At 67.0% G+C, this 23,060-nt stretch carries 16 protein-coding genes and 1 pseudogene; 1 reads left to right on the plus strand and 16 read right to left on the minus strand.

The window, feature by feature from the left end:
* Window positions 1–194 precede the first annotated feature (194 nt).
* The 10 genes from EIP75_RS18815 to EIP75_RS18860 all read right to left on the minus strand — a co-directional run bounded on the left by EIP75_RS18815 (window position 195) and on the right by EIP75_RS18860 (window position 11,136).
* On the minus strand, window positions 195–755 hold the full coding sequence (locus tag EIP75_RS18815) for a cytochrome b/b6 domain-containing protein (protein ID WP_233584948.1): 561 nt from the start codon (window positions 753–755) through the stop codon (window positions 195–197).
* Window positions 742–1,014, minus strand: coding sequence for a PepSY domain-containing protein (locus EIP75_RS18820; RefSeq protein ID WP_125244829.1), 273 nt, complete (start codon window positions 1,012–1,014; stop codon window positions 742–744). Before EIP75_RS18820 ends, EIP75_RS18815 begins: the two co-directional genes overlap by 14 nt.
* Before the next feature lie 30 nt (window positions 1,015–1,044).
* Complete coding sequence (locus EIP75_RS18825) at window positions 1,045–1,728, minus strand: Fe2+-dependent dioxygenase (RefSeq protein ID WP_125244830.1); 684 nt, start codon at window positions 1,726–1,728, stop codon at window positions 1,045–1,047.
* Entirely contained in the window at window positions 1,712–2,890 is a 1,179-nt protein-coding gene (locus EIP75_RS18830; RefSeq protein ID WP_233584949.1) for an alpha-hydroxy acid oxidase, read from the minus strand. The genes EIP75_RS18825 and EIP75_RS18830 overlap by 17 nt, the downstream gene beginning before the upstream one ends.
* 64 nt (window positions 2,891–2,954) lie before the next feature.
* Window positions 2,955–5,369 (minus strand): TonB-dependent receptor, encoded by a 2,415-nt coding sequence (locus EIP75_RS18835; RefSeq protein WP_233584950.1) that lies wholly within the window; start codon window positions 5,367–5,369, stop codon window positions 2,955–2,957.
* A gap of 223 nt (window positions 5,370–5,592) precedes the next feature.
* Window positions 5,593–7,983: a TonB-dependent siderophore receptor gene (locus tag EIP75_RS18840; RefSeq protein ID WP_125244831.1), complete on the minus strand. Its 2,391-nt coding sequence runs from the start codon at window positions 7,981–7,983 to the stop codon at window positions 5,593–5,595.
* A gap of 16 nt (window positions 7,984–7,999) precedes the next feature.
* Entirely contained in the window at window positions 8,000–8,962 is a 963-nt protein-coding gene (locus EIP75_RS18845; protein WP_199758650.1) for a FecR domain-containing protein, read from the minus strand.
* Between the two features lie 9 nt (window positions 8,963–8,971).
* The gene (locus tag EIP75_RS18850) at window positions 8,972–9,475 is read right to left on the minus strand and encodes a sigma-70 family RNA polymerase sigma factor (RefSeq protein WP_125244832.1); all 504 of its coding nucleotides are present in this window, start codon (window positions 9,473–9,475) and stop codon (window positions 8,972–8,974) included.
* A gap of 161 nt (window positions 9,476–9,636) precedes the next feature.
* Window positions 9,637–10,329, minus strand: a complete 693-nt coding sequence (locus EIP75_RS18855) for a TVP38/TMEM64 family protein (protein WP_125244833.1) — start codon at window positions 10,327–10,329, stop codon at window positions 9,637–9,639.
* A gap of 159 nt (window positions 10,330–10,488) precedes the next feature.
* Window positions 10,489–11,136, minus strand: a complete 648-nt coding sequence (locus EIP75_RS18860) for an excisionase family DNA-binding protein (protein WP_233584951.1) — start codon at window positions 11,134–11,136, stop codon at window positions 10,489–10,491.
* 191 nt (window positions 11,137–11,327) lie between these two features.
* On the opposite strand from EIP75_RS18860, the gene greB reads away from it, so the two are divergent.
* Entirely contained in the window at window positions 11,328–11,900 is a 573-nt protein-coding gene (gene greB, locus EIP75_RS18865; RefSeq protein ID WP_125244835.1) for a transcription elongation factor GreB, read from the plus strand.
* Between the two features lie 9 nt (window positions 11,901–11,909).
* Here the strand turns inward: greB and EIP75_RS18870 are convergent, their stop codons facing one another.
* The 6 genes and pseudogenes from EIP75_RS18870 to EIP75_RS18895 form a co-directional block, all read right to left on the minus strand.
* Window positions 11,910–14,120, minus strand: coding sequence for a RelA/SpoT family protein (locus EIP75_RS18870; RefSeq protein ID WP_125244836.1), 2,211 nt, complete (start codon window positions 14,118–14,120; stop codon window positions 11,910–11,912).
* Window positions 14,121–14,276: 156 nt separating this feature from the next.
* Window positions 14,277–14,480: a DNA-directed RNA polymerase subunit omega gene (rpoZ, locus tag EIP75_RS18875; protein WP_125244837.1), complete on the minus strand. Its 204-nt coding sequence runs from the start codon at window positions 14,478–14,480 to the stop codon at window positions 14,277–14,279.
* Between the two features lie 54 nt (window positions 14,481–14,534).
* Complete coding sequence (gmk, locus tag EIP75_RS18880) at window positions 14,535–15,155, minus strand: guanylate kinase (RefSeq protein ID WP_125244838.1); 621 nt, start codon at window positions 15,153–15,155, stop codon at window positions 14,535–14,537.
* A gap of 101 nt (window positions 15,156–15,256) precedes the next feature.
* Window positions 15,257–16,681 (minus strand): efflux transporter outer membrane subunit, encoded by a 1,425-nt coding sequence (locus EIP75_RS18885; RefSeq protein WP_125244839.1) that lies wholly within the window; start codon window positions 16,679–16,681, stop codon window positions 15,257–15,259.
* The gene (locus tag EIP75_RS18890; protein ID WP_125244840.1) at window positions 16,678–19,884 is read right to left on the minus strand and encodes an efflux RND transporter permease subunit; all 3,207 of its coding nucleotides are present in this window, start codon (window positions 19,882–19,884) and stop codon (window positions 16,678–16,680) included. Before EIP75_RS18890 ends, EIP75_RS18885 begins: the two co-directional genes overlap by 4 nt.
* 3 nt (window positions 19,885–19,887) lie before the next feature.
* Window positions 19,888–23,041, minus strand: a pseudogene (locus EIP75_RS18895) (efflux RND transporter permease subunit).
* Between the last annotated feature and the right edge of the window lie 19 nt (window positions 23,042–23,060).

Here is a 23,060-nt window from a genome sequence, read left to right on the forward strand (position 1 = left end):
CATGCCCAGCCATCCCCGTGGCTGGGCTGGCATTGATCATTTCGAATAGCTGGTGGTTGCTCAAGCTCATGCCTCGGGCCCTCCGTCGCCAGACGACATGCTCACCGAGTCTGACTTAACAGCGGCTTAAGCAGCGCTGTTGCGAATGGAGGGTGCCGGCCCTTGAAGCCGCCCCGGCGGATCAGGCCGGTGCGTCAATCAACGTCGAAGGGCCCGGCAGACGGCTTGTGGCCGTTGAGCATCGCCTTGACCAGGTTCTCGCGGTGCTTCAGGCTGGTGAACACCACGCCAGACACGTGCAGTGCGATCAGGCCCAGCAAGGTCCAGCCCAGCCCGGCATGCAGGTTGGCGAGCCAGCCGTATCCCCAGAACATGTCCGTGGTGTAGAGCCAGCCGGTGAAGCCCAGGGCGCCCACGCAGGTGATCAAGGCCACCACCATCCAGCCACCCAGGGGGTTGTGGCCGATGTAGCGCGGGGCCTGGCCGCGGAGCATGCTGCGCAGGTAGGCCAAGGTAGGGCGAATCGGCCGCACGAACTGTGCGAACCGCGCATAGCGCCCGCCTGCAAAGCCCCAGATGAGCCTCACGCTCACCAAGGTCAATGCAGCATAGCCCCAGTAGTGATGCACGTCATCCAGATGGTGCCGCGTGATCCATGCGCCAGCCACCGAGGTGACCAGCGTCCAGTGCATCAGCCGAACCGGCCAGTCCCACACCCGAAGGCGAGGCCTGGCGCCGGGATCACTCTTCAACACGCTCGAAGGTCTTGGGATCGAAGAAGGCCTCGATGCGCTTGCCCTTCGGATCCTTGGCATAGACCTCGTAGCAGGTTGCCGTCTTCTCCATGCGGCGGATCACCCAGCCTTCCGCCGTGAGCTTCTTGGCCAGCTCTTCGTGGGATTTCCACTCTTCCTTGGGATGGGCGGGGCACTTGACGTCGCCGTGGGCCCAGGCGCTGCCTGCGGTCAGGGCCAGCAGTGCGATGGCGCCAGCGGGAATGATGCGTTGGATCATGGTGATTGGTCCTTGATGGAAATGCGGTGCTCAGGTGATGGTCCAGCGCCTGAGCAGGTTGTGATAGGTGCCTGTGAGCTTGAGCAGGTGGGCGTCGTCCGCCGGCACCTTGGGTGTCAGGCCCTGGATGGCCTGGTCCAGATCGAACAGCATCGTGCGCTCGCCGTCGTCACGCACCAGGCTCTCGATCCAGAAGAAGGAAGCCACGCGGGCACCCCGGGTCACGGGCGCCACGCGGTGCAGGCTCGATGATGGATAGAGCACCAGATCCCCCGCCTCCAGCTTGACGGCCTGCGCGCCGAAGGTATCTTCGATCTCCAGCTCACCGCCGTCGTATTCATCGGGCTCGGACAGGAATAGCGTAGCCGACAGATCGCTGCGCATGCTCTGCCCCGTGCCGGGGATCTGCATGACGGCACTGTCCACGTGCACACCGTAGGTGCCGCCATCCGCATAGCGGTTGAACTTGGGCGGGTAGACCTTGTTGGGCAGGGCCGCCGAAATGAACAGGGGCTGCTGTCCCAGCTGACGCAAGATGTGCTGTCCCAGGGCCACGGCCAGGTCGGAGCCATCGGCCAGTTGCTGGTTCTGCTTGACGTTGCGGGCCAGGGGGCCTGCGGTATGCGCGCCATCCTGCCAGTCGGCCTGGTCCAGCTTGGCACGGAAGGCGTGCACATCGTCTTTGCTCAGGACGTTTTCAATGGTGATCAGCATGTGGCAAGGCCCCCGGTTGATGCGGCACGATGCCGGTGGAGTACAAAGTGGTGGGCTGGACATGAGCCAAGGTAGCGCAGCCCGCCTGCGCCATGCAGATCTCCAGCTCATCGCGCAGCAGTTGCAGCATGTGGGCCACACCCAGGGCACCCGCCACGCTCAGTGCATACACCTGCAAGCGGCCGATCAGCACGGCATTCGCACCCAGCGCCAGCGCCTTGAATGCATCGGCACCGCTGCGGACGCCCCCATCGAACAGCAGGGGAAATGATGCGCCCACAGCCTCGCGGACCAGAGGCAACATGCGAAGGCTGGCCGGTGCACCATCGAGCCCCCGGCCCCCATGGTTGGAGACCACCACACCTGCCACGCCACGGGTCTGCAAGGCACGGGCGTCATCGGGATGCAGCACGCCTTTGACCCACACGGGCAACGATGTCTGCGAGAGCAACCAGTCCAGATCTGCCCAGCCCGGCGACTCTGACATCGCGCCCTGGAAAATGCGGCTGTGGCCGGGTTGCAGCGCCACTGCACCGGGCGCGGGCTGGCCCGCCACATTGACTGCAACCACATGCGCAGGCATGCGAAAGCCCGCACGCAGTGCATGCAGGCTGGGCACCTGGATGGAGGCATCGAGCGTGAGCACGATGGCGCCGTAGCCTGCTGCCTCTGCACGCCTGAGCAAGGCCAGCGTGGCGTCACGCGTGGGTTGCAGATACAGCTGGAACCAGCGCGCTGCTCCAGCATGACGGGCGATGTCTTCCAGAGTCTGAGAGGCGAGTGTGCTCACGACCATGCCGCTGTGCGTGGCCTCGGCGGCCTGTGCACTGGCCAGCTCGCCCAGGGGGTGCGCCAACCTCTGGTAGGCCACAGGAGCCAACAGCAGCGGATGCGCCAGAGAAGGAGCGCCCGGCAAGGCCAGCCGCGTGTGCCCGGAAGACACATCGGCCAGCACGCGCGGGCAGATCGCCCATGCAGCGAAAACATCTCGGTTGGCGAGGGCCGTCACGTCATGGCCGCTGCCACCGGCCACGTACGCATGGGTAGGCCCGGCCATGAAGCTGCCCGACAGTCGCTCATAGTCAGCCGCGCAAAACACCCCATCAGGCAGGTGATCCAGCGGCGGCAGCAGGTACGGCGAAGAGGTGTCGTGGCTCATCATCACGGAAAAATGCCGGGCATGCCCGGCATCTTATCGAGTCGACTGCACAGGGTACTGCGCTTGGTCAGAACTCGTAGTTCACCGTCACGCGGGCGGCTCGGCCATCACCCTTGTACAGGAAGGAGCCCGAACGGTACACGGCGGTGTAGTAATCCTTGTCCTCCACGTTCAGCACGTTCACGCGCACATCCAGGCGACGGCTGAAGCGGTAGGAACCGAACAGATCGTAAACGGTGAACGAAGGCACAGGCTGGTTGCAGCTGCCATTGGCATAGCTGACGGCCGTGTCAGGCTGACCACCGCAGCGACCGCTTTCATGACGCGCGGTTGCGCCAAGCGACAAAGCCGAGGTGATTTCGTACTTGCCTTGCAGCGAGAAGGTCTGGTCGGCGAAGTTGGCCAGCTCGCGGCCCACGTTCACGGCCGTGAAGGACTTGGTTACCTTCGACTTCATGAAGGCTGCACCAGCCTGCACAGTGAACTTCTCTGTCACATTGCCGACCAGGCCGAACTCCATGCCACGCACACGATTTCCGCCAGTGTTGAAGGTGCCGGAGGTGGTGTAGTCGGCATTGCTCAGGCCTTCCATCACATTGCTCTTGTCCGTGTGGAAGTAAGCGGCCGTGAACAGCAGCTTGTCATCCAGCAGGTTCCACTTGGTGCCCAGCTCATAGCTGACGGACTTTTCCGGAGAGGAGCCTGCCTGACCTGCGGCGTTGACCACCAGGCCACCATAGCCGGCGCTCGTGCCGGAATCAGGCTCACCGCCATTGACGTCCTGCGCGGAAGCCCAGCTGGCGTAGACGACGCCCTTCGGCGCAACCTTGTAGCTCACACCCAGGTGCCCGTTGATCAAGGTTTCATCGTAGCTGTAGGCTGCCGTCTGTGCGCCCGTGCCGTTATTGAAGCGGTTCAGCGTCAGGTTGAGCTGGTCGAAGCGCACACCGGCGAAGGCCGTGAACTTGTCGGTCAGGTCCACGGTGTCCATGACCGAGGCGGCCAAGGTACGGGCATGCCACTCCTGCGTCTTGCCCAGGCGCACCGGGTTGCGTGTGGCCAGACGGCTCAGGTCGCTGACTGCCACGCCAGACGGAGCGATGAAGCAGTAGGCATTGAGCGCGCCGGTGATGACCACGGGTGTGCCCGCAGGCGAGCCCGCAGGGGCTACAGGATTGCGGCAGTTGTAGCCCGACGAATTCAGGTTGTAGCTGCCGGACACCACCGTGTGATCGGTGTACTCGGCCCCCAGGATGAACTCATTCTTCTTGCCACCGATCACGCGATCCAGGCGCAGGTTGGTCTGGTGGGCGAAATAGTTCACGTCCTGCCAGCCCGTATGACCGGCGTCGATGTAGGCCGTGTTGTAGGGCGTCGTGGTCGTGCCGTTGTAGCGCGCACCGTAACTGGCCCCTGTGGTGATATAGCTGTTGCGCGACGAGCCATAGCGGGTCAGGCTGTTGATGCTCGTATCGGGCGACACGCGGAACTTGATCCGCGCCGTCAGCGTGTCCTGGTTCGAGCGAAGGAAATCGCTGTCCTGTGCATAGACCGGCACGTCGGCTGCGGGTTTGCGATTGGGCACGGTGCCCACCAGGTAGCTGCCCAGATCGGGCTGGTCATCTTTGCCACGCAGACCGTAGTAGTCGATGGTGACCGACAGGTCGCTGTTGATCTCCCACAGGCCGGACAGGGCCAGGCCCTTGCGGGCGCGGCTCGACGGCGAACGATCGGGCACGTCTTCGTCGCTGTACAGCACGTTCGCACGCAAGGCAAACTGATCCGTGAAGGCCTTATTGACGTCCGCACTCAAGCGCACATGCTTGTCGGTGCCCACGCCCGCCGAGACACGGTTGAAGTCCAGGTCCAGCGTAGCTTGCTTGGTGATGGCATTGACAGCCCCGCCCGCCGAGCCGCGACCAGCGAAGGTGGAGCTAGGGCCCTTGGAGACTTCGACCTGCTCGATCGCGAAGCTCTCACGGGTGCTCATGCCAGGATCGCGCAGACCGTCCACGAAGACGTCGCTGCGGGCTTCCTGGCCGCGGATGATGTAGCGGTCGCCGAAGGCGTTGCCGTTTTCGCCGGTGCCCAGGGTGATGCCGGGCTGAGCGCTCAGGATCTGCTTGAGGTCGGTGAAGCCGGAATCGTCGATGGCGGTCTTCGTGATCACCGAGATGGTCTGCGGCGTCTCGGCCAGCGGACGGGTGTGGCGCACATCGCCCGAGGTCTTGGCCTTGTAAGGCACGCCCACTTCAGCGTTCGGGTTCGGGTCGATCGCCTTGGCCTGCACCTTGATGGCAGGCAGTTCGGCATTCTGCGTCGGCTCGGTCGGGGTCTGCTGAGCCATCACGCCCAGCGGCACCAGCATGGCGGTGGACAGGCTCAGGGCCAGGCCGCTCTTCGCGACGGCGGGGGCAAGCACTGCGCCGGTTTCCTGGCGCAGGCTGCGTGGCCGGCGGGTCTTGCTGTGGTGCTGCTTCACGGATGACTCCTAGGTGATTTCAAAAGACAAGAAAAATGGAAAGCGAAATGCGAATGCCAATCAATGAACACGCGAGGCGCCAGAGGGCCTTGGCGGCGTCATGTCGGCGCGCCTGTTCGGGTTGGCGAACAGGCGCTCTGATGGATTGCCAATCAAGTCCGGAGAAAGGGAACCCGAGGGTGTTAAAATTTTTAGACCACGCGATCTAGTCGTTTCCCAACGATCAGAAGGCTGTGATCAGGCTCAGTCGAAACGCACGAGGAGAGCCGGGCGTGATGTTGTTGTTGCTGTGCGCGAAGGCAAAGTAGCGCTGGTCAAGCAGGTTCTCGGCATTGAGCTGCAGCTTGAGCGCCGGGCCAGACTGGTAGTACAGGGCCCCATCCACACGCGCATAGTCAGGCAGCACCACCGTGTTGTCGGTCGAGGTGAACACCCGCCCGCGGTAGCTGACACCCAGCCCTGCGGCCCATTGAGGGCTCAATGAGAAGCGGCTCCACAGCGAGGCGCTGTGACGCGGCAAGTGCGCCAGCGTAGCCCCCTCCCTTGCCGCCGGAGAGGTGGTGCTCAGCAGGCGGGCATCCTGATAGGCGTACCCGCCCGACACTTGCCAGCGCGAGCTGATCGCACCGCTGAGCCCCAATTCCAGCCCACGGCTTCGTTGACCTTCGACCAGATCGAACCGGGGGGTCGTGGCCGGGTCTCCGATCGCGACCGCCACGTTGTGGCGCCGAGACTGGAAAGCCGCCACAGTGGCGTCCAGGCCCTCGCGCACCGTCCATTTGGCCCCCACCTCGAGGTTCACGTACTTCTCCGGCGTCAGGGCCTGGTTCCGGCTGTTCAACGAGAGCAGTTGTTCGCCCGCACGCGGCATGTAGCCGATGCTGTGATTCACATAGGCCGACACGGTGGGCACGGGTTGATAGATCAGGCCCGCACGGGGGGACCACAGCCTGTCGCGGCTGCCTAGATCAAGGCCCTGGCGGCGGTCTCGCACGCGCGTGTCCAGGTGATCGTGGCGCAGGCCCAGCACGGCCAGCCACTGCGGCGACCAGCGGATCTGGTCCTGGAGGTAAACAGCCGCCGTCTCACTGCGGCTGTGGCTGTCGGGATCATTGGTCGATGCCCGAAAGCTCACAGGATCATGCGAGGTGGGATCGCTCAAGGGCACCGTGTAGGGCGACCTCGTGAAGTAACCGGTCTGCCGCCAGTTGTCGCCATCCTGCACGCCCAGCTCCAGGCCAGTCAGCAGCAGGTGTCGCCACCGCCCCCATTGCACAGGCACAGTCAGGTCGGTCTGGTTGAACAGGTTGCGGCGGTGCGTCTGGCTGTCATGGGCCGTCAGGATCACATTGGCCCCATCCTGCGTCACAGCGCCCGCGAACACATTGCGGAAGAACTTGTCGTAGTAGGCGTAGCGCGTGCGGTTGCTCAGGCTGCGCCCTTCTCCCAGGTCGTGCTCGATCAGGGCATTGGCAGCGTCCATGCCGATGCGGCTGATGCTCTGGTCGGGGTTGCCGAAGAAGGTGCCCCGCCCCGTGCTCACCGGCTTGCCCGTCCATGAGGGGATGCCTCGATCGTCCAGGCGCTCATCTTCGAAGTGCTCGACACCCACCGTCACCCTCGTGTCGCGCGACAGGCGCGCAGCCAGCACCGGGTTGACGCCGCTGCGGCGCAGCCAGAAGCCATCGCGCCAGCTGTTGGCGCCCTCGGCCATCACGTTCAGGCGGCCAGCCAGGGTGTCGCTGAAGCGCTGCTCCCAATCCAGCGTGGCACGGCGCTGCGCCCACGAGCCGGCCTGCACGGCCAGTTCACGGTGCGTGCGCCACTGAGGCTCCTTGCCCACGCGGTTGATGAGGCCGCCCACGCTGCCCTGCCCCTGCAGCATGGCGTTGGGCCCCTTGAGCACTTCCACCCGCTCGATGTTGTAGAAATCGCGGTAGTACTGGACATCGTCCCGCAAGCCATCGAACAGGAAGTCCGCCGTGGACGAGGTGCCGCGGAAAACGGGCGTGTCCCGGTTGCCCTCGCCCTGGGCCGCGCCCACACCCGGTACCCAGCGCAAGGCCTCGGCCATGCTGCGGGGGGCCTGGTCGTCCAGCAAGGCACGCGGCAGCACGGTGACCGATTGCGGTACATCGATCAACGGTGTGGGGGTTCGAAGCGCCACCTCGGCGCGCTGGCTGTGGTAACCCGCGCCCTGGGTGCGCGCCTGTGCGGTCACCGGGGGCAGCTCACTGAGTTGAACCGGCGCCTCGACAGGCCTCAGGCCGAAGCGCATACCCTCCTGCACCAGAGCCAGCCCGGAGCCCTCCAGCGCACTCGCAAAGGCCTGGCGCAGTCCATAGGTGCCCTGCACCCCGGGGCTGGTCTTGCCCTGGATCAGGCGGGCATCGGCCACGAACAGCACGCCTGCCGCATCGGCCAAGCGGTTAAGCACGCTGCCCAGTGGCCCCGGTTCGATCTGGTAGACACGCTCATCAGCGGATGCGGTGGCCTTGTCGACCTGAGGGCCGGCGCCTGGTGAATGCATCTGTGCCTGCGCCTGCTGCATCCACAGGACGCACGACAGCGCTAGCCACAGAACGCGAGCCCATGCGGTGAGGCTTGACGGCATGGGGCGCTCCGCCCGCTCAGGCCGCGTCAACCTGGCGCCACCACGGCAAGGTGCGCGTGACCTTGACCGGCAAGGCGCGCTCCAGCGCGGCGTAGACCTGGTCGATGTCGGTCAGAGGGAACACGCCGACCAGGCGCAGATCGGCCACCTTCGGCGAACAGGCCAGGTAACCCACCTGGTAGCGCGCCAGCTCTGCCACGAAGTCTCCCAGGCGCATGTCTTCGGCCACCAGCAGGCCGCGGGTCCAGGCCTCCCGCACCGGGCTGGCCGGCTCGGAAGAGCCCAGCCCCTGTGCCGTGAGGCTCAATTGATGGCCGGCTTGCAGCACGGCACGGTGCTCGCGCTGGCCGGCGCTCACCTCGACCACGCCATGGAACACGGACACCTGGCTGCGCCCGCCCTGGCGGTACACGCCAAAACGTGTGCCGAGTGCATGCACACGCCCTTCCGCGGTGCTCACCACCAGCGGGCGGCCGGCCTCGTGCGCAGTCTCCAGCAACAGTTCGCCATGAAGCAGCTCAAGGTGGCGCTCGCTCGCCTTGAAGTCCAGCCGCACGGCGCTGGCACTGTTGAGCCACAGACGGCTGCCATCGGCCAGCGCCACCTGCCGCTGTTCGCCCACATGGGTGCGGTGGTCGGCGCGCAAGGGGTACAGGCCCTCATCACGCGCCACCAGCCAGCCGGACAAGGCCCCCACCCCGGCCACGCCCATCACCTTGAGCGCGCCACGGCGGCCTGCGCCCTGCGCACGGTGCAGGGCATGAGACGCTGCCGGGCGATCGGTCTGGGCCGGCAAGGTGTCGAAGCGGCGGCTCATGGCTTCCACACGTGCCCAGGCCCGGGCGTGACGCGCATCGGCGGCCAACCAGCGTTGCCAGCCAGCACGGTCAGCCTCGGACACCTCATCGGCCTGCAGCAGGGCATACCAGTTGGCCGCCTGCTCGAGCACGGTCGTGCCCATGGATTCGGATCCGCTCATGGCCGGCGATCAGGCGCCGTCATCGGCCAGCAGCAACTGGTGCATGGCCTGGGCCATGTACTTCTTGACCATGCGGTCGGACACCCCCAGGCGCTCAGCGATCTCGGCATAGCCCAGCCCTTCCAGGCGGGCCATCAGGAAGGCCCGGCTGGCCTTGGGAGGCAAGCGTGCCAGCAAGGCGTCGATCTGGCAAAGCGCTTCGAGCACCAGGGCGCGATCTTCTGGCGAAACGGCCATCTGCGGCGCCTGGTGGCCGATGGCGGCCACGTAGGCGCGCTCGATCTCCAGCCGGCGCCAGTGGTTCACAACCAAGCCATTGGCCACCGTGCTCAGGAAGGCACGGGGTTCTTGCAACAACGGGGCGCCCTGCGAAACCAGTACCTTCATGAAGGTGTCCTGGGCCAGGTCTTCAGCCTTGTGGTCACACCCCAGCTTCTTGCGCAGCATGCCGAACAGCCACCGGTGGTGGCTGGCGTAGAGCGTGCCCAAGGCATGCCTGTGCTCGTTGTGCATGGCGAAAACCGGCGGGGGTGGAAGCACGCCTGGCGGGGGAGGAGCAGATCGGCTCACCTCATCAGGCGTGAATGATATAGATTCTCATTATAGAAGCCGCAACATTCATTCACACCTCCGGGACCGGGGGGGGCCTCAGGCCGAGCTGTTGCGCAATGCCGTCAAACAGCGGCCGAGGCCTTGCCCTTGAGCAGCCGCCTCACCAGCCACGCCAGCAGCACACCGCCCACCACCACCGCGGCCAGAGCCGTGTAGGTGCCCGCATCAGGCGACGCCAGGGCCGCCGTGAGCCGGTCCATGAACAGCGAGATCAGGATGGTGCCCGGCGCCAAGCCCAGGAAGGTGCCCAGCACATAGTCGCGCAGGCGCACCCGGAAGGCACCGGCTGTCATGTTGACGACGATGAAGGGTGCCAGCGGCACGGCACGGATCACGATCACGGCCCACAGGCCACGCCGCTTGATGGCGCCCACCACTGCATGCACACGGCCATCGGCCGCGAAGCTGTCCACCCACTGCGCGCCGGCCAGCCGGCCCAGGCCGTAGGTGGCGGTGGCACCGGCCACCATGCCGACCAGCGCATAGGCCATGCCCGGCCAGGGTCCGAACACCAGGGCCCCCACGGTGATGAGTGCGGCCACCGGCACGGCCAGCAGCACGGCCACCACGTAGCCGAGCAACACCAGTACAGGGCCCATCGGCATGTCCAGCAGGTCGCGGCCCAGGCGCGCCAGTGCTTGCGGCTCCAGGTAGGGACGCCAGTCAGGATCGCGCCAAGCCAGCATCACCCCGACGATCAAGGCCAGGTACAGCCCGATCAACAGCCAGCGCGCCCAGCGCACGAAACGCGGCAAGTTCAACTCATACCCTCACGAAGACACACGGGCAGCCACCTTTTTGGCTGCGTAGGAGCAGGATCTTGGCGCAGGCCGTCTACCGTTGCACGGGGACTTACCTTCAGCCACACCCTCGCTCCCCCGCACTTCAGGGGGTGAAAAACACCAGGGGTGGATTCACTCCTGGCGCAGGTCGCGCCGGATGTTGTGCTCGGTGGATTGGCGGGCCAGTACCCAGCGGCCGGTGCGAATGGCCAGGGCCTCGGGGCTGACCGGCAGCGACAGGGTCTCGACCATGGGCGGCAGACCGCCGCGCGCGCTGAGCTGTTCGGGCGTCTGGGACGTCAGCGCCCACACACGCATGCCGCCCAGGGACTCGCAGGTTTCCAGGGTGCTGAGCATCTGCAGGCCGTCCATGCCCGGCAGCTCCAGGGTGGTCACCAGCAGGTCGGGCGGCTCCTGGCCGATGCGCAGCAGGGCCACATAGCCGTTGTCGGCGGTTTCCACCGCCACGCTCTCACCGAACACCTCCAGCGCCGAGACACAGGCGGCCAGCCAGGGGCGCTCCTGTGCCACCAGCACGATGCGCAGGGGGCGCACATCGGCATGCTGGGGTGGCGCCGCACTGGCGACCGTGGGCGCCACGCCCGGGCTGCCAAGGCTTTCCAGGCCCATGCTCATCGCCAGGGCCTCGACGGCGTTGTAGGGGATGCGCCGATGGCCACCAGGGGTGCGCGCCGCCGGCAGGATGCTGGCCTCGACCCACAATTGCACGGTCCGCAGGGACACCCCCAGGCGTGTGGCCGCCTCACGGGTGGTCAGCATGCGGGACGCGGGTCCCAATGGGATCACTTGCGACATGAAAAAGCCCCTTTCACGGATGGCTTGCGCCAGCTTGCTTTCATTGTTTTGAGAGTTATGTCAGCGTCTCTGGTTATCGGCAGCGCTGCCGCAAGTCTTGACATCAGGCGACGCCTACAGACGCCGATGCATGCCTTTGTGCACAATCAAGGCCCATGAGCAAGGCTTTCACCAAGGAATCGGACAGCGCAGGCGACGAGGACGACGAGATCGGCGGCCTGCCGCCCCTGCCCGCCGGCACCCGCAACTACCTGACACCGCAGGGCTACCAGCGCCTGCGCGATGAACTGCTGAGCCTGATCGACGTGGAACGCCCCAAGGTGGTGGAGATCGTGCACTGGGCCGCGTCCAATGGTGATCGATCCGAGAACGGCGACTACATCTACGGCAAGAAGCGCCTGCGCGAGATCGACCGCCGCATCCGCTTCCTGACCAAGCGCCTGGACATCGCCGAGGTGGCCGACCCGTCACAACATCGCGGCAACGATCAGATCTTCTTCGGCGCCACAGTGACCTACGCCAACAGCCGTGGCGAGGAGCGCACCATCACCATCAAGGGCATCGACGAGGTCGACAACCTGCAAGGTGAAGTGAGCTGGATCTCTCCGATCGCCCGGGCCCTGCTGAAGGCGCGCGAAGGCGATGAGGTGCAACTGATGACACCGGGCGGTCTGGAGAAGCTGGAGGTGCTGGACGTGCAATACCCAGCGCCCTCCCCCACCGCTTGAAGCCCTCGCTCAGGGGCTGACGCGGTTGACCTTGAGCACCACCGGGCAGCGCTTGAGCGTGCGCAGCACGTCCTGCAGGTGGTCGGTGTCGCGCACCGACAGCGAGAGCTTGAGCTCGGCGGTCTCGCCCAGGCGTTCATCGCCCATCTCGATGTGCGTGATGTCGGTCTCGGCGCTGCTGATGGAGGCGGCCACCTGGGCCAGCACGCCCTTGCCATTGGCTACCAGCACCTGGATGTCGGTGTCGAAGGTGCGCGTGGGCTCGTCGGACCAGCCCACGTCGATCCAGCGGTCGGGATCGCGTTCGAACAAACGCTTGCCCACCCCGCACATCTGCGTGTGCACGACCAGGCCCTCGCCACGGCCCAGGTAGCCGGCGATCGGGTCGCCCGGGATGGGCCGGCAGCACGGCGCCAGTTGCACGGTGGCGCCTTCGCTGCCATCGATGATGACCGAGCCCTGCGTGGGCGATTCGATCGCAGCAAAGCGGCCCAGCGTGAGCGTGAGCGCATCGGGGCGCTCGCCGAACTCGGCCATGATCTGCGCGATGCGCTTGGCCACCATGGGCGCGATCTTGCGGCCCAGGCCGATGTCGATCAGCAGGTCGTCGCGGGTGCGGTTGCCGCCCCAGCGGACCAGGGCCTGCCACAGTTCGCCATCCTTGCCTTCGGTGTGTTCGTCGCCGCGCGGCAGGGTCAGACCCTCGGGCCGCAGGGCCTGCGACAGCAGCTTCTCGCCCATCTCCAGAGACTCTTCGGCCTCCATGTTCTTGAGGTGGGCGCGGATCTTGGACCGGGCGCGGCCCGTGCGCACGAAGCTCAGCCACCCGGGGCTGGGCTTGGCCGTGGGCGCGGTAATGATCTCGACCACGTCGCCGCTGCGCAGCTCGGCGCGCAGCGCCACCGGCTCGTCATTGACCTTGGCCGCGACGCAGTGGTCGCCCACATCGCTGTGGATGGCGTAAGCAAAATCAACCGGCGTGGCCCCCTTGGGCAGAGCCAGGATGCGTGATTTGGGCGTGAACACGTAGACCGATTCGGGGAACAGGTCGATCTTGAGGTGCTCGAGGAACTCGGCCGAATCACGCGTTTCGTGCTGGATGTCGATCAGAGACTGCAGCCACACGGCGGCCTGGTGCGGCGCGACGCCCGAAGAAGCCTCTTCCTGCGTCTTGTACATCCAGTGGGCGGCAATGCCCTTCTCGGCCACGGCATGCATGGCCTGCGAGCGAATCTGGAACTCCACCGCCGTGCCCACCGGGTTGACCAGCGTGGTGTGCAGCGACTGGTAGCCGTTGGCCTTGGAGATGGCGATGTAGTCCTTGAAGCGGCCCGGCAGCGGCTTGTAGAGCTGGTGCAGCACGCCTAAAGCGCGGTAGCAATCGAGCAGCTCGCGCGTGACGATGCGAAAGCCGAAGATGTCGCTGACCTGGGCGAAGCTCAGGTGCTTGTCGCACATCTTGGTGTAGATCGAGAAGATGGTCTTCTCGCGGCCGTAGGTCTCGACCACCATGTCGGCATCGCCGAAGGCCTTCTCGACCTCGCGCTGGATGCGGTCGACCAGGTCGCGGCGGTTGCCCCGGGTCTTCTTCACCGCCTTGGCCAGGATGCCGTAGCGCCACGGGCTGATGTACTTGAAGGACAGCTCCTGCAGTTCGCGGTAGGTCTGGTTCAGGCCCAGGCGGTGCGCGATGGGCACGTAGATGTCCAGCGTTTCGCGGGCGATGCGGGTGCGCTTGTGGGCCACCATGGAATCCATGGTGCGCATGTTGTGCAGGCGGTCGGCCAGCTTGATCAGGATGACGCGCACATCGCGCGCCATGGCCAGCAGCATCTTGCGGAAGGACTCGGCCTGGGATTCTTCCTTGGTGGAGAACTGCAGCTTGTCCAGCTTGGTCAGGCCGTCGACCAGCTCGGCCGTGGGCGCACCGAAGCGCTCGATCAGCTCGATCTTGGTGACGCCGCAGTCTTCCATGGCGTCGTGCATGAGCGCGGCCATGATGGCCTGGGCGTCGAGCTTCCAGTCTGCACACAGGCCGGCCACCGCGATGGGGTGGGTGATGTAGGGCTCTCCGCTGGCGCGGAACTGTCCCAGGTGGGCCTCGTCGGCGAAGCGATAAGCATCACGGACGCGGCGGATGTCCGCCTCGTCCAGGTAATCCAGCTTGTGCAGCAACGCGGCAAACGACGCCGCTGAGGCTTCTTGGTGGGCTTGGGACATGTGGCTAACTTTAGCGCGTCTGCAACATCCATGACGCGGGGCGTGCCTGGGAACCGTGCTGGTCGAGAAACGCAAAAACCCGCCGGGTGGCGGGCTTGTGCGTGCAGGAAGGGACGCTGACCGGCCGCAGGGCCGTCTGGCGATGCCCTGCCTGGATCAGGTCGGGACCTTGCGCAGCATTTCAACCCCGACCTGGCCGGCGGCGATCTCGCGCAGCGCGGTGACGCCAGGCTTGTTGCGCGATTCGATCTTGGGCGTGTGGCCTTGGCTCAGCATGCGGGCACGGTAGGTGGCGGCCAGGACCAGCTGGAAGCGGTTGGGGATCTTCTGCAGGCAGTCTTCGACGGTGATGCGGGCCATGTGGTGCTCCAGTGAATCGTTCAGGGGCCTTGCGGCGCAGGGATCAGGCGTGGGTCAGAGCAGGTTGAGGGCCTTGAACACGGACGACTTGTTGCGACGCTGAGCAGAGTATTTTAACCGCTGCGCGTGGACAATGGTTTTCAGATCGAACAAAGCCGATTCGAACAGGGCGTTGACCACCACGAAATCGAAGTGGCGGGCCTGGCCGACCTCGGTGCGGGCGTTGGTCATGCGCACGTCGATCACGTCCTGCGTGTCCTCGCCGCGGCGGTTCAGGCGCTGCAGCAGTTCTTCGTAGCTGGGCGGCAGGATGAAGATCAGGATGGCGTTGGGGAAGATCTTCTTGATCTGCAGGGCGCCCTGCCAGTCGATCTCCAGCACCACGTCCTCACCGCCCTTGATGCGCTCTTCGATGGCCAGACGAGAGGTGCCGTACAGGTTGCCATGCACCTCAGCCCATTCGAAGAAATCGCCGTGCTCGACCTTGGCCTGGAAGTCGGCCGGGCTGATGAACCAGTATTCGCGCCCGTTCTGCTCCTGGCCACGCGGGGGCCGGGTGGTGTGCGAGATGGAAACCAGCAGGCGCGAATCGAGCTCCAGCAAGGCCTTGACGAGCGTGGATTTGCCGGTGCCGCTGGGCGCGGCGACCACGAACAGATTGCCTGGGTAGTCCATGGTGATGGCACCTTTCGGGGCGGCCACGCCGCCGGGATGAATTGCTTCGCCTCGTTATCGGCAGCTGTGTCAGCCGATGAAGGGCAAGATTTTACATGGTGTCACCCGTTTTCGGCACCCAGGCCCTGCCAGCCGCCTCCCAGTGCGGCGATCAGGCGCACGCTGGCCACCAGCCGCTCGGCCGTCACGTCCAGCGCCGTGCGCTGGCTTTCCAGGGTCAGGTTCTGGGCCACGACCACCTCCAGGAATCCGACCAGGCCGGCCCGGTAGCGGGTGGTCACCACGCGCTCGTTCTCTTCGGCCAGGGCCACCAGGCGGGCCTGCTGCTCAGCCTTGGCGGCCAGTTGCTGCAGGGTGGCCAGGGCGTCGTCCACCTCGCGCAGGCTGGTGAGCACGGTCTGGCGGTAGGCGGCCACGGTTTCCTCGTAGCGGGCCTCGGCCAGGTCCACGCCGGCGCTGCGGCGGCCACTGTCCAGCAGGGTGGCGGCCAGGGTGGGGCCCAGCGACCAGTAGCGCCAGGGGGCCTGGAACAGCTCGCCCAGGCGCGGGCCGGTGCCGCCGCCGGTGGCGCCCAGGGTGATGTCGGGCCACCAGGCGGCCTGGGCCACGCCGATCTGTGCGTTGGCCTGGGCCACGCGGCGCTCGGCCGCGACCACATCGGGGCGGCGGGTCAGCAGCAGCGAGGGCAACTGAACGGGCGCCACCGGCACCGCAGGCAACAGCGTGGCCATGGCCGGCAGCGACAGGTCGACCGGCGCCCGCCCGCTCAGCACGGCCAGCGCGTGCTCGTGCTGGACACGCTGCAGTTGCAGATCGTGCACGCGGGTGCGCAGGGTCTGCCACTGGGTCTCGGCCTGGATCACGTCGGCGCGCGCGGCCAGGCCGGCGTCGTACTGGTGGCGCGTGAGGGTGAGCGAGCGCTCGTAGGCAGCCAGGGTGCGAGCCAGCAAGGCCAGTTGCTGGTCCAGCACACGCAGGCGCCAGTACTGCTCGGCCACGTTGAGCTGGGTGCTCAGGCGGGCGGCGGCCAGGTCGGCCGCGGTGGCCTGCACATGGGCGCCGCTGGCGTCCTGCTCGCGGGCCAGGCGGCCCCACAGGTCCAGCGCCCAGCTGGCTTCGAGCGCCACGGCGTAGCTGTTGTGGCCATTGGCGCTGGACGATTCGGTGCGCAAGGCCGAGCCCGAGAGCCCCAGTTGCGGGCGACGGGCGGCACCGGCCTGGCGCCACAGCGCGCGGGCCTGGCGGTCACGGGCGGCGGCTTGGGCCACATCCAGGTTGTCGGCGTTGGCGGCCTGCATCAGGCGGTCCAGCTCGGCGTCGCCGAAGGCCTGCCACCATGCTGCGGTGGAGGCCAAGGGCTGCGATGGCATGGGCTGCCAGCCGGCCTGGTGCTTGAAGCTGGCGGCGGCAGCCTCGGACAGCTCAGCCGAGGGCGGCGGGTGGGCCGGGCCGGCCGCACAGCCGGCCAGCAGGGCCACGCACACGCCGATCAGCGCAGAGGACAAGGCGGAGAACGATGGGATCATGGCTTGGGACTCACCTCGGCAAAGGCGGGGGTCGCGTCATCGGGGGAGGCGGGCGGTTCATCGTCGGCACGTGCGGGGCCTCGTGCCAGCACGCGCTGGCGCCAGCGCTCCAGGGTCAGGAACACCACGGGCGTGGTGTACAGCGTGAGCAGCTGGCTGACGGCCAAACCGCCCACGATGGCAATGCCCAGGGGCCGGCGCAGCTCAGCGCCTTCACCGAAGGCCAGGGCCAGCGGCACGGCGCCCAGCAGGCCCGCCAGATTGGTCATCAGGATGGGGCGCAGGCGCTGCACCGCAGCCTGGTGGATGGCCTGGCGCGGCGGCAGGCCCAGGCGCCGCTCGTTGTGCAGCGCCACGTCCACCATCAGGATGGCGTTCTTCATGACGATGCCGATCAGCAGGAACAGGCCCAGCAGCGCGATCAGGTTGAACTCGCCACCGACGAAGCGCAGCGCCAGCAAGGCACCCACGCCTGCAGAGGGCAGCGTGGACAGGATGCTCAAGGGGTGCAAGGTGCTTTCGTACAACACGCCCAGCACCAGGAACACGGCCAGCACCGCCCCCAGGATCAACCAGGGCTGCTGCTTGATCGCGCCGCCAAAGCCCCGGGTAGCGCCATCGGGGCGCACATACACGCTGGACGGCACCATCAACCTGGCCATCATCGCGTCGATGGCCTGGTGGGCCTGCTGCACCGTGATGCCCGGCGCCAGTGCATAGCCCACGGCGGCCGCCGCGAACTGGCTGTCGTGGTAGACACGGTCGGCCGACAGGCCATAGCGCCACGTGGCAAAAGCGCTCAAGGGCACGCGCGCTCCGCCGCTGGTCAGCACCTGCAGATCGGCCAGGGATTCGGGGCGCTCGGTCTGGCGCGGCGAGAACTCCATCACCACGCGGTACTGGTTCATCGGATCGAACAGCGTGGCCACCTGGCGCTGCGAGAACGCGTTGTTGAGCACAGAGGCCACCAGGGCCATGTCCACGCCCAGGCGACGCGCGGCCTCGCGGTCGATGTCCAGCACCACCTGCTGCGCGGCCTCGCCCGAATCGCTGTCCACATCGACCAGTTCGGGCATCTCCTTCATGGCGTCGGCCACCTTGCGCGACCAGGGGCGCAGCACGTTCAGGTCGTCCGACAGCAGCACCAGCATCTGCTCGCTCTGGCCGAAAGGCGAGTTCAGCTTCAGGTCCTGGTCCACGCTGATCATCAGGAGGCCGCCGGGCACCTTGGGCGCCTTGGCCCGCAGGCGCTGCACCACCTCTTCGGCCGACACGCCACGCTCGGCCAGGGGCTTGAGGCGGATGCGAAGCCACGAGTTGCTCAAGCCGCCACGACCACCGCTGGTGCCGGCCACGTCCTGCACGGCGGGGTCGGCCAGCACGGCCTGGCGGAAGGCTTCGATCTTGGGCTGCATGACCTGGAAGGAGAAGCCATCGTCGCCGCGCACCAGGCCGCCGAGCTGGCCCGTGTCCTGCGCAGGCAGCAAGCCCTTGGGGATTTCGATGTAGAGGTAGACGTTCAGGCCGACCACCACGGCCAGCAGGGCCAGCACGACGGCACCGTGCCCCAGGGCCCAGTCCAGGCTGCGGGCGTAGGTGCTTCGCAGGCGATCGAAAAGCATGGGGCCGACGCGCGCCATGAAGGCTTGCAGCCGTTGCCACTGTACGGCCGGGCCACGGCGTGGGGCCACGGGCGCTTGTGCAGGCACGTTCCCGGCGCCACGGCGAGCCCGCAGCCAATGGGCACACAGGGCCGGCGTCAGTGTCAGCGACGCCATCAAGGACACGGCCATCACGCCCACCAGCGTGATCGAGAACTCGCGGAAGAAGCGCTCCACCAGCCCGCCCATGAACAGGATGGACACGAAGATCACCATCAGCGAGCCGTTCATTGCGAGCAGCGTGAAGCCCACCTCACGCGCACCGCGCAGGGCCGCCCGAACAGGTGACAAGCCAGCCTCGATGTGCCGCTCGATGTTTTCCAGCACCACGATGGCATCGTCCACCACCAGGCCGGTGGCCACGATCAGCGCCATCAGGCTCAGGTTGTTGAGCGAGAAGCCGCACAGGTACATGACCACGAAGGCGCCGGCCAGCGACACCGGGATCGCCAGGCTGGGGATCAGGGCCGCATGCGCACTGCCCAGGAACAGCCAGACCACCAGCACCACCAGCACGGACGACAGCACCAGTGTGAGCTGCGCATCACGCAAGGTGGCGCGGATGCCAGGCGAGCGGTCCATCACCACGGTCAGCGAGGTGTCGGCGGGCATCAGGGCCTGCAGCGCGGGCATCTGGGCCTTGATGGCGTCGATGGTCTCCACGATGTTGGCGCCGCCGCGCCGGCTGACCAGCAGCATCACGGCCGGCTTGTCGTTGTGGAATCCAGCGCTGTAGCGGTCTTCCGTGGCATCGACCACCTGCGCGATGTCGGCCAGGCGCACCACCGCGCCGCCCTGCTCGCGCACGACCAGCGCGCTGAAATCGGCCGCGTTGCGCAGCTGGTCGGCCAGGTGGATCTGCCAGCGGCGATCGCCCTGCTCCACCGCGCCCCAGGCCTGCTGCGCATTGGCATTGGCCAAGGCCTGGCGCACCTGATCGGGTGATATGCCATGGTGCATCAGCGCATCGGCATCGAGCTGCACGCGCACGGCCGGCAGCGAGGCCCCGCTGACACTGACCTCTCCCACCCCGGTGATCTGCGACAGCTTCTGCGCCAGCACGGTCGAGGCGATGTCGTACAGGCGGCTGGGCGGCAGGTGGGGCGAGGCCACGGCCAGCGCCAGGATGGGTGCCTGCGAGGGGTTGACCTTGCGGTACGACGGGTTGCCCGGCATGCCCGATGGCAACTGGCCCCGCGCCGCGTTGATGGCGGCCTGGACCTCGCGCGCGGCCTCATCGACATGGCGGCCCAGGTCGAACTCCAGCCGCACCTCGGTGGCGCTCTGGTTGCTGGACGAGGTGATGGCATTGACGCCAGCGATGCTACCCAGCGCCCGCTCCAGCGGCGTGGCCACGGTGGCGGCCATGCTGTCGGGGCTGGCCCCGGGCAGGCTGGCACTCACGGTGATGACCGGGAAATCCACCTGCGGCAGCGGTGCCACGGGCAGCAGCCGCCAAGTCAGCAGTCCGACCAGCAGCACGGCCAACGCGATCAGCGCGCTGGCCACGGGGCGGCGGATGAACAGGCGCGCCAGGTTCATGGTTCAGCGCACGGGCTCGCTGGACGGATCGGCAGCGGCCTTGCCCGCCGCCCAGCGCTTGGACAGGCGGTCGAAGAACAGGTACACCACCGGCGTGGTGAACAAGGTCAGCACCTGGCTGACCAGCAGCCCGCCCACCATCACCAGGCCCAATGGCTGGCGCAGTTCGGCGCCGGAGCCCTGCGCCATCATCAGCGGGATGGCCCCCACCAGCGCGGCCAGCGTGGTCATCAGGATGGGCCTGAAACGCAGCAGCGCGGCCTGGCGGATGGCCTCGTGCGGCGCCAGGCCCTGGCGGCGCTGCGCATCGAGCGCGAAGTCCACCATCATGATCCCGTTCTTCTTGACCAGGCCGATCAGCAGCACGATGCCTATCACGGCGATCAAATCGAGCGGCCGGCCCGTGAGCACCAGCGCCAGCAGCGCGCCCACCGCTGCAGAGGGCAAGGTGGACAGGATGGTCACCGGGTGGATGGTGCTCTCATACAGGATGCCCAACACGATGTACATGGTCAGCACCGCTGCCAGGATCAGCCACAGCGTGTTCGACAGCGACGAGCGGAAGGCCTGGGCCGCGCCCTGGTAGCGGCTGTCGATGCTGGCCGGCATCTGCAGTTGCGCCTGCTCGGCATCGATGGCCTGCACGNTAGCGGCTGTCGATGCTGGCCGGCATCTGCAGTTGCGCCTGCTCGGCATCGATGGCCTGCACGGCCTCGCCCAATGACACGCCACCGGCCAGGTTGAAGGACACGGTGCTGGACGGGAACTGCCCCTGGTGGCTGACCAGCAGCGGCGCATGGCGCTGCGTGACGCGCACCACCGCGCCCAGCGGCACGGCCTTGCCGCCGGGCGTGGACACGAAGCTGTCCAGCACGGCGTCCAGGCCCTGGGCCTGTTTGGGATCGACCTCCAGCACCACGCGGTACTGGCTGGACTGCGTGAACAGCGTGGCCACCTGGCGCTGGCCATAGGCATTGCGCAAGGCGGTGGCGATGTCGGCCACGCTCACGCCCAGGCGGGCGGCGGCATCGCGGTCGATTTCCACATGGGCCTGCAGGCCCTGGCTCTGCAGATCGCTGGCCACATCGGCCAGCTCGGGCCGCGCGCGCAGGCGCTCGATCAGGCGCGGCACCCATTGCTCCAACTGGCCGGCCTCCGGCGCGGTCAGCGTGAACTGGTACTGCGTGCGGCTGACACGGTCCTCCATGCTCAGCTCCTGCACGGGCTGGAACCAGGCGGTGATGCCCTCGACCTGCGGGATGCGCTGACGCAGGCGCTCGATCACCTCCTGGGCCGAGGCCGAGCGATCGCCATGCGGCTTGAGGTTGATCAGCATGCGCCCGCTGTTGAGGCTGGCGTTGCCGCCATCCACCCCGATGAAGGACGACAGGCTGGCCACATCCGGATCCGTCAGGATCTCCGCGGCCAGGGCCTGCTGGCGTTTGGCCATGGTGCCGAAGGACACGCTTTGCGGCGCCTCGGTCACGGCCTGCAGCACGCCGCTGTCCTGCACCGGGAAGAAGCCCTTGGGCACCCAGGCATACAACAGCGCGGTCAAGGCCACGGTGGCCAGCATCGCGCCCATGGCCAGCGGCTGGCGGGCCAGCACCCAATCGAGGCCCTGCGCATAGCGCGCCACGATGCGGTCCATCCAGTCGGGCTTGCCCGCATCGTGCGGCATGCTGGGTAGCATGCGCGCGCACATCATCGGCGTGAGTGTGAGCGAGACCACCAGCGACAGGCCGATGGCCACGGCCAGCGTCACGGCGAACTCATGGAACAGTCGCCCCACCACATCGCCCATGAACAGCAGCGGGATCAGCACGGCCACCAGCGACACGGTCAGCGACACCAATGTGAAGCCGATCTCGGCGGCGCCCTTGAACGCGGCCTCCAGCCTGGAGGCGCCAGCCTCGCGGTGGCGCGCCACGTTCTCCAGCATCACGATGGCGTCATCGACCACGAAGCCCGTGGCGATCGTCAAGGCCATCAGGCTGAGGTTGTTGACCGAGAAGCCCGCCAGGTGCATGACACCGAAGGTGCCGACCAGCGACAGCGGCACGGCCACGCCCGGGATCACCGTGGCAGGCAGGTTGCGCAGGAACAGGAAGGTCACCATCACCACCAGGGCGCAGGCGAAGACCAGCTCCTTCTGCACATCGCGCACCGAAGCGCGGATGCTGCCGGTGCGGTCCGTGAGCACAGCCACGTCGACCGCGGCGGGCATGGTGGCCGTGAGCTGCGGCAGCAGTGCGCGCACCTGGTCGGCCACAGCGATCACATTGGCGCCAGGCTGGCGCTGCACGTTCACCAGCACGGCCGGGGCCTTGTCGGCCCAGGCGCCCATGAAGCGGTCTTCGGCGCCATCGGCGATGGTGGCGATGTCGCCCAGGCGCAGGGGCGCGCCATCGCGCCAGGCCACGATCAGGCCACGGTAATCATCGATCGACCGGATCTGGTCGTTGGCATCGAGCATGGTCGAGCGGAAGGGCCCGTCGAAGCTGCCCTTGGGCTGGTTGCTGTTGGCACCGGCGATGGCCTTGCGCACGTCTTCCAGGCTGAGCTGGTGCGAGGCCAATGCCGCCGGCAGCACCTGCACGCGCAAGGCCGGGCGCTGGCCGCCGGCCAGGCTGACCAGGCCCACCCCCGGCACCTGCGACAGCTTCTGCGCGATGCGGGCATCGACCAGGTCATGCACCTTGGGCAGGGGCAAGGTGGCCGAGGTGATGGCCAGGGTCAGGATGGGCGCGTCGGCCGGGTTGACCTTGCGGTAGATGGGCGGCGTGGGCAGGTCTTCCGGCAACAGCGTGCCAGCCGTGTTCAGCGCGGCCTGCACTTCCTGCTCGGCCACGCCCAGGTCCACCTCCAGCGCGAACTGCAGTGTGATGACGGACGCGCCTGCCGAACTGGTGGACGACATCTGCGCCAGGCCCGGGATCTGCCCCAGGCGGCGCTCCAGCGGCGCGGTGATGGTGCGGGCCGTCACGTCCGGGCTGGCGCCCGGCTGGAAGGTGAAGACCTGGATGATGGGCACATCGACCTGGGGCAGTGCCGACACGGGCAGTTGCCGCCACGCCAGCAGGCCGGAGATCAGCAGGGCCAGCATCAGCAGCGCGGTGGCCACCGGCCGCATGATGAACGGGCGGGAGATATTCATCGGATGGTCATCAGGACTG

This window comes from Aquabacterium soli, assembly GCF_003933735.1.
Lineage (GTDB): Bacteria > Pseudomonadota > Gammaproteobacteria > Burkholderiales > Burkholderiaceae_C > Aquabacterium > Aquabacterium soli.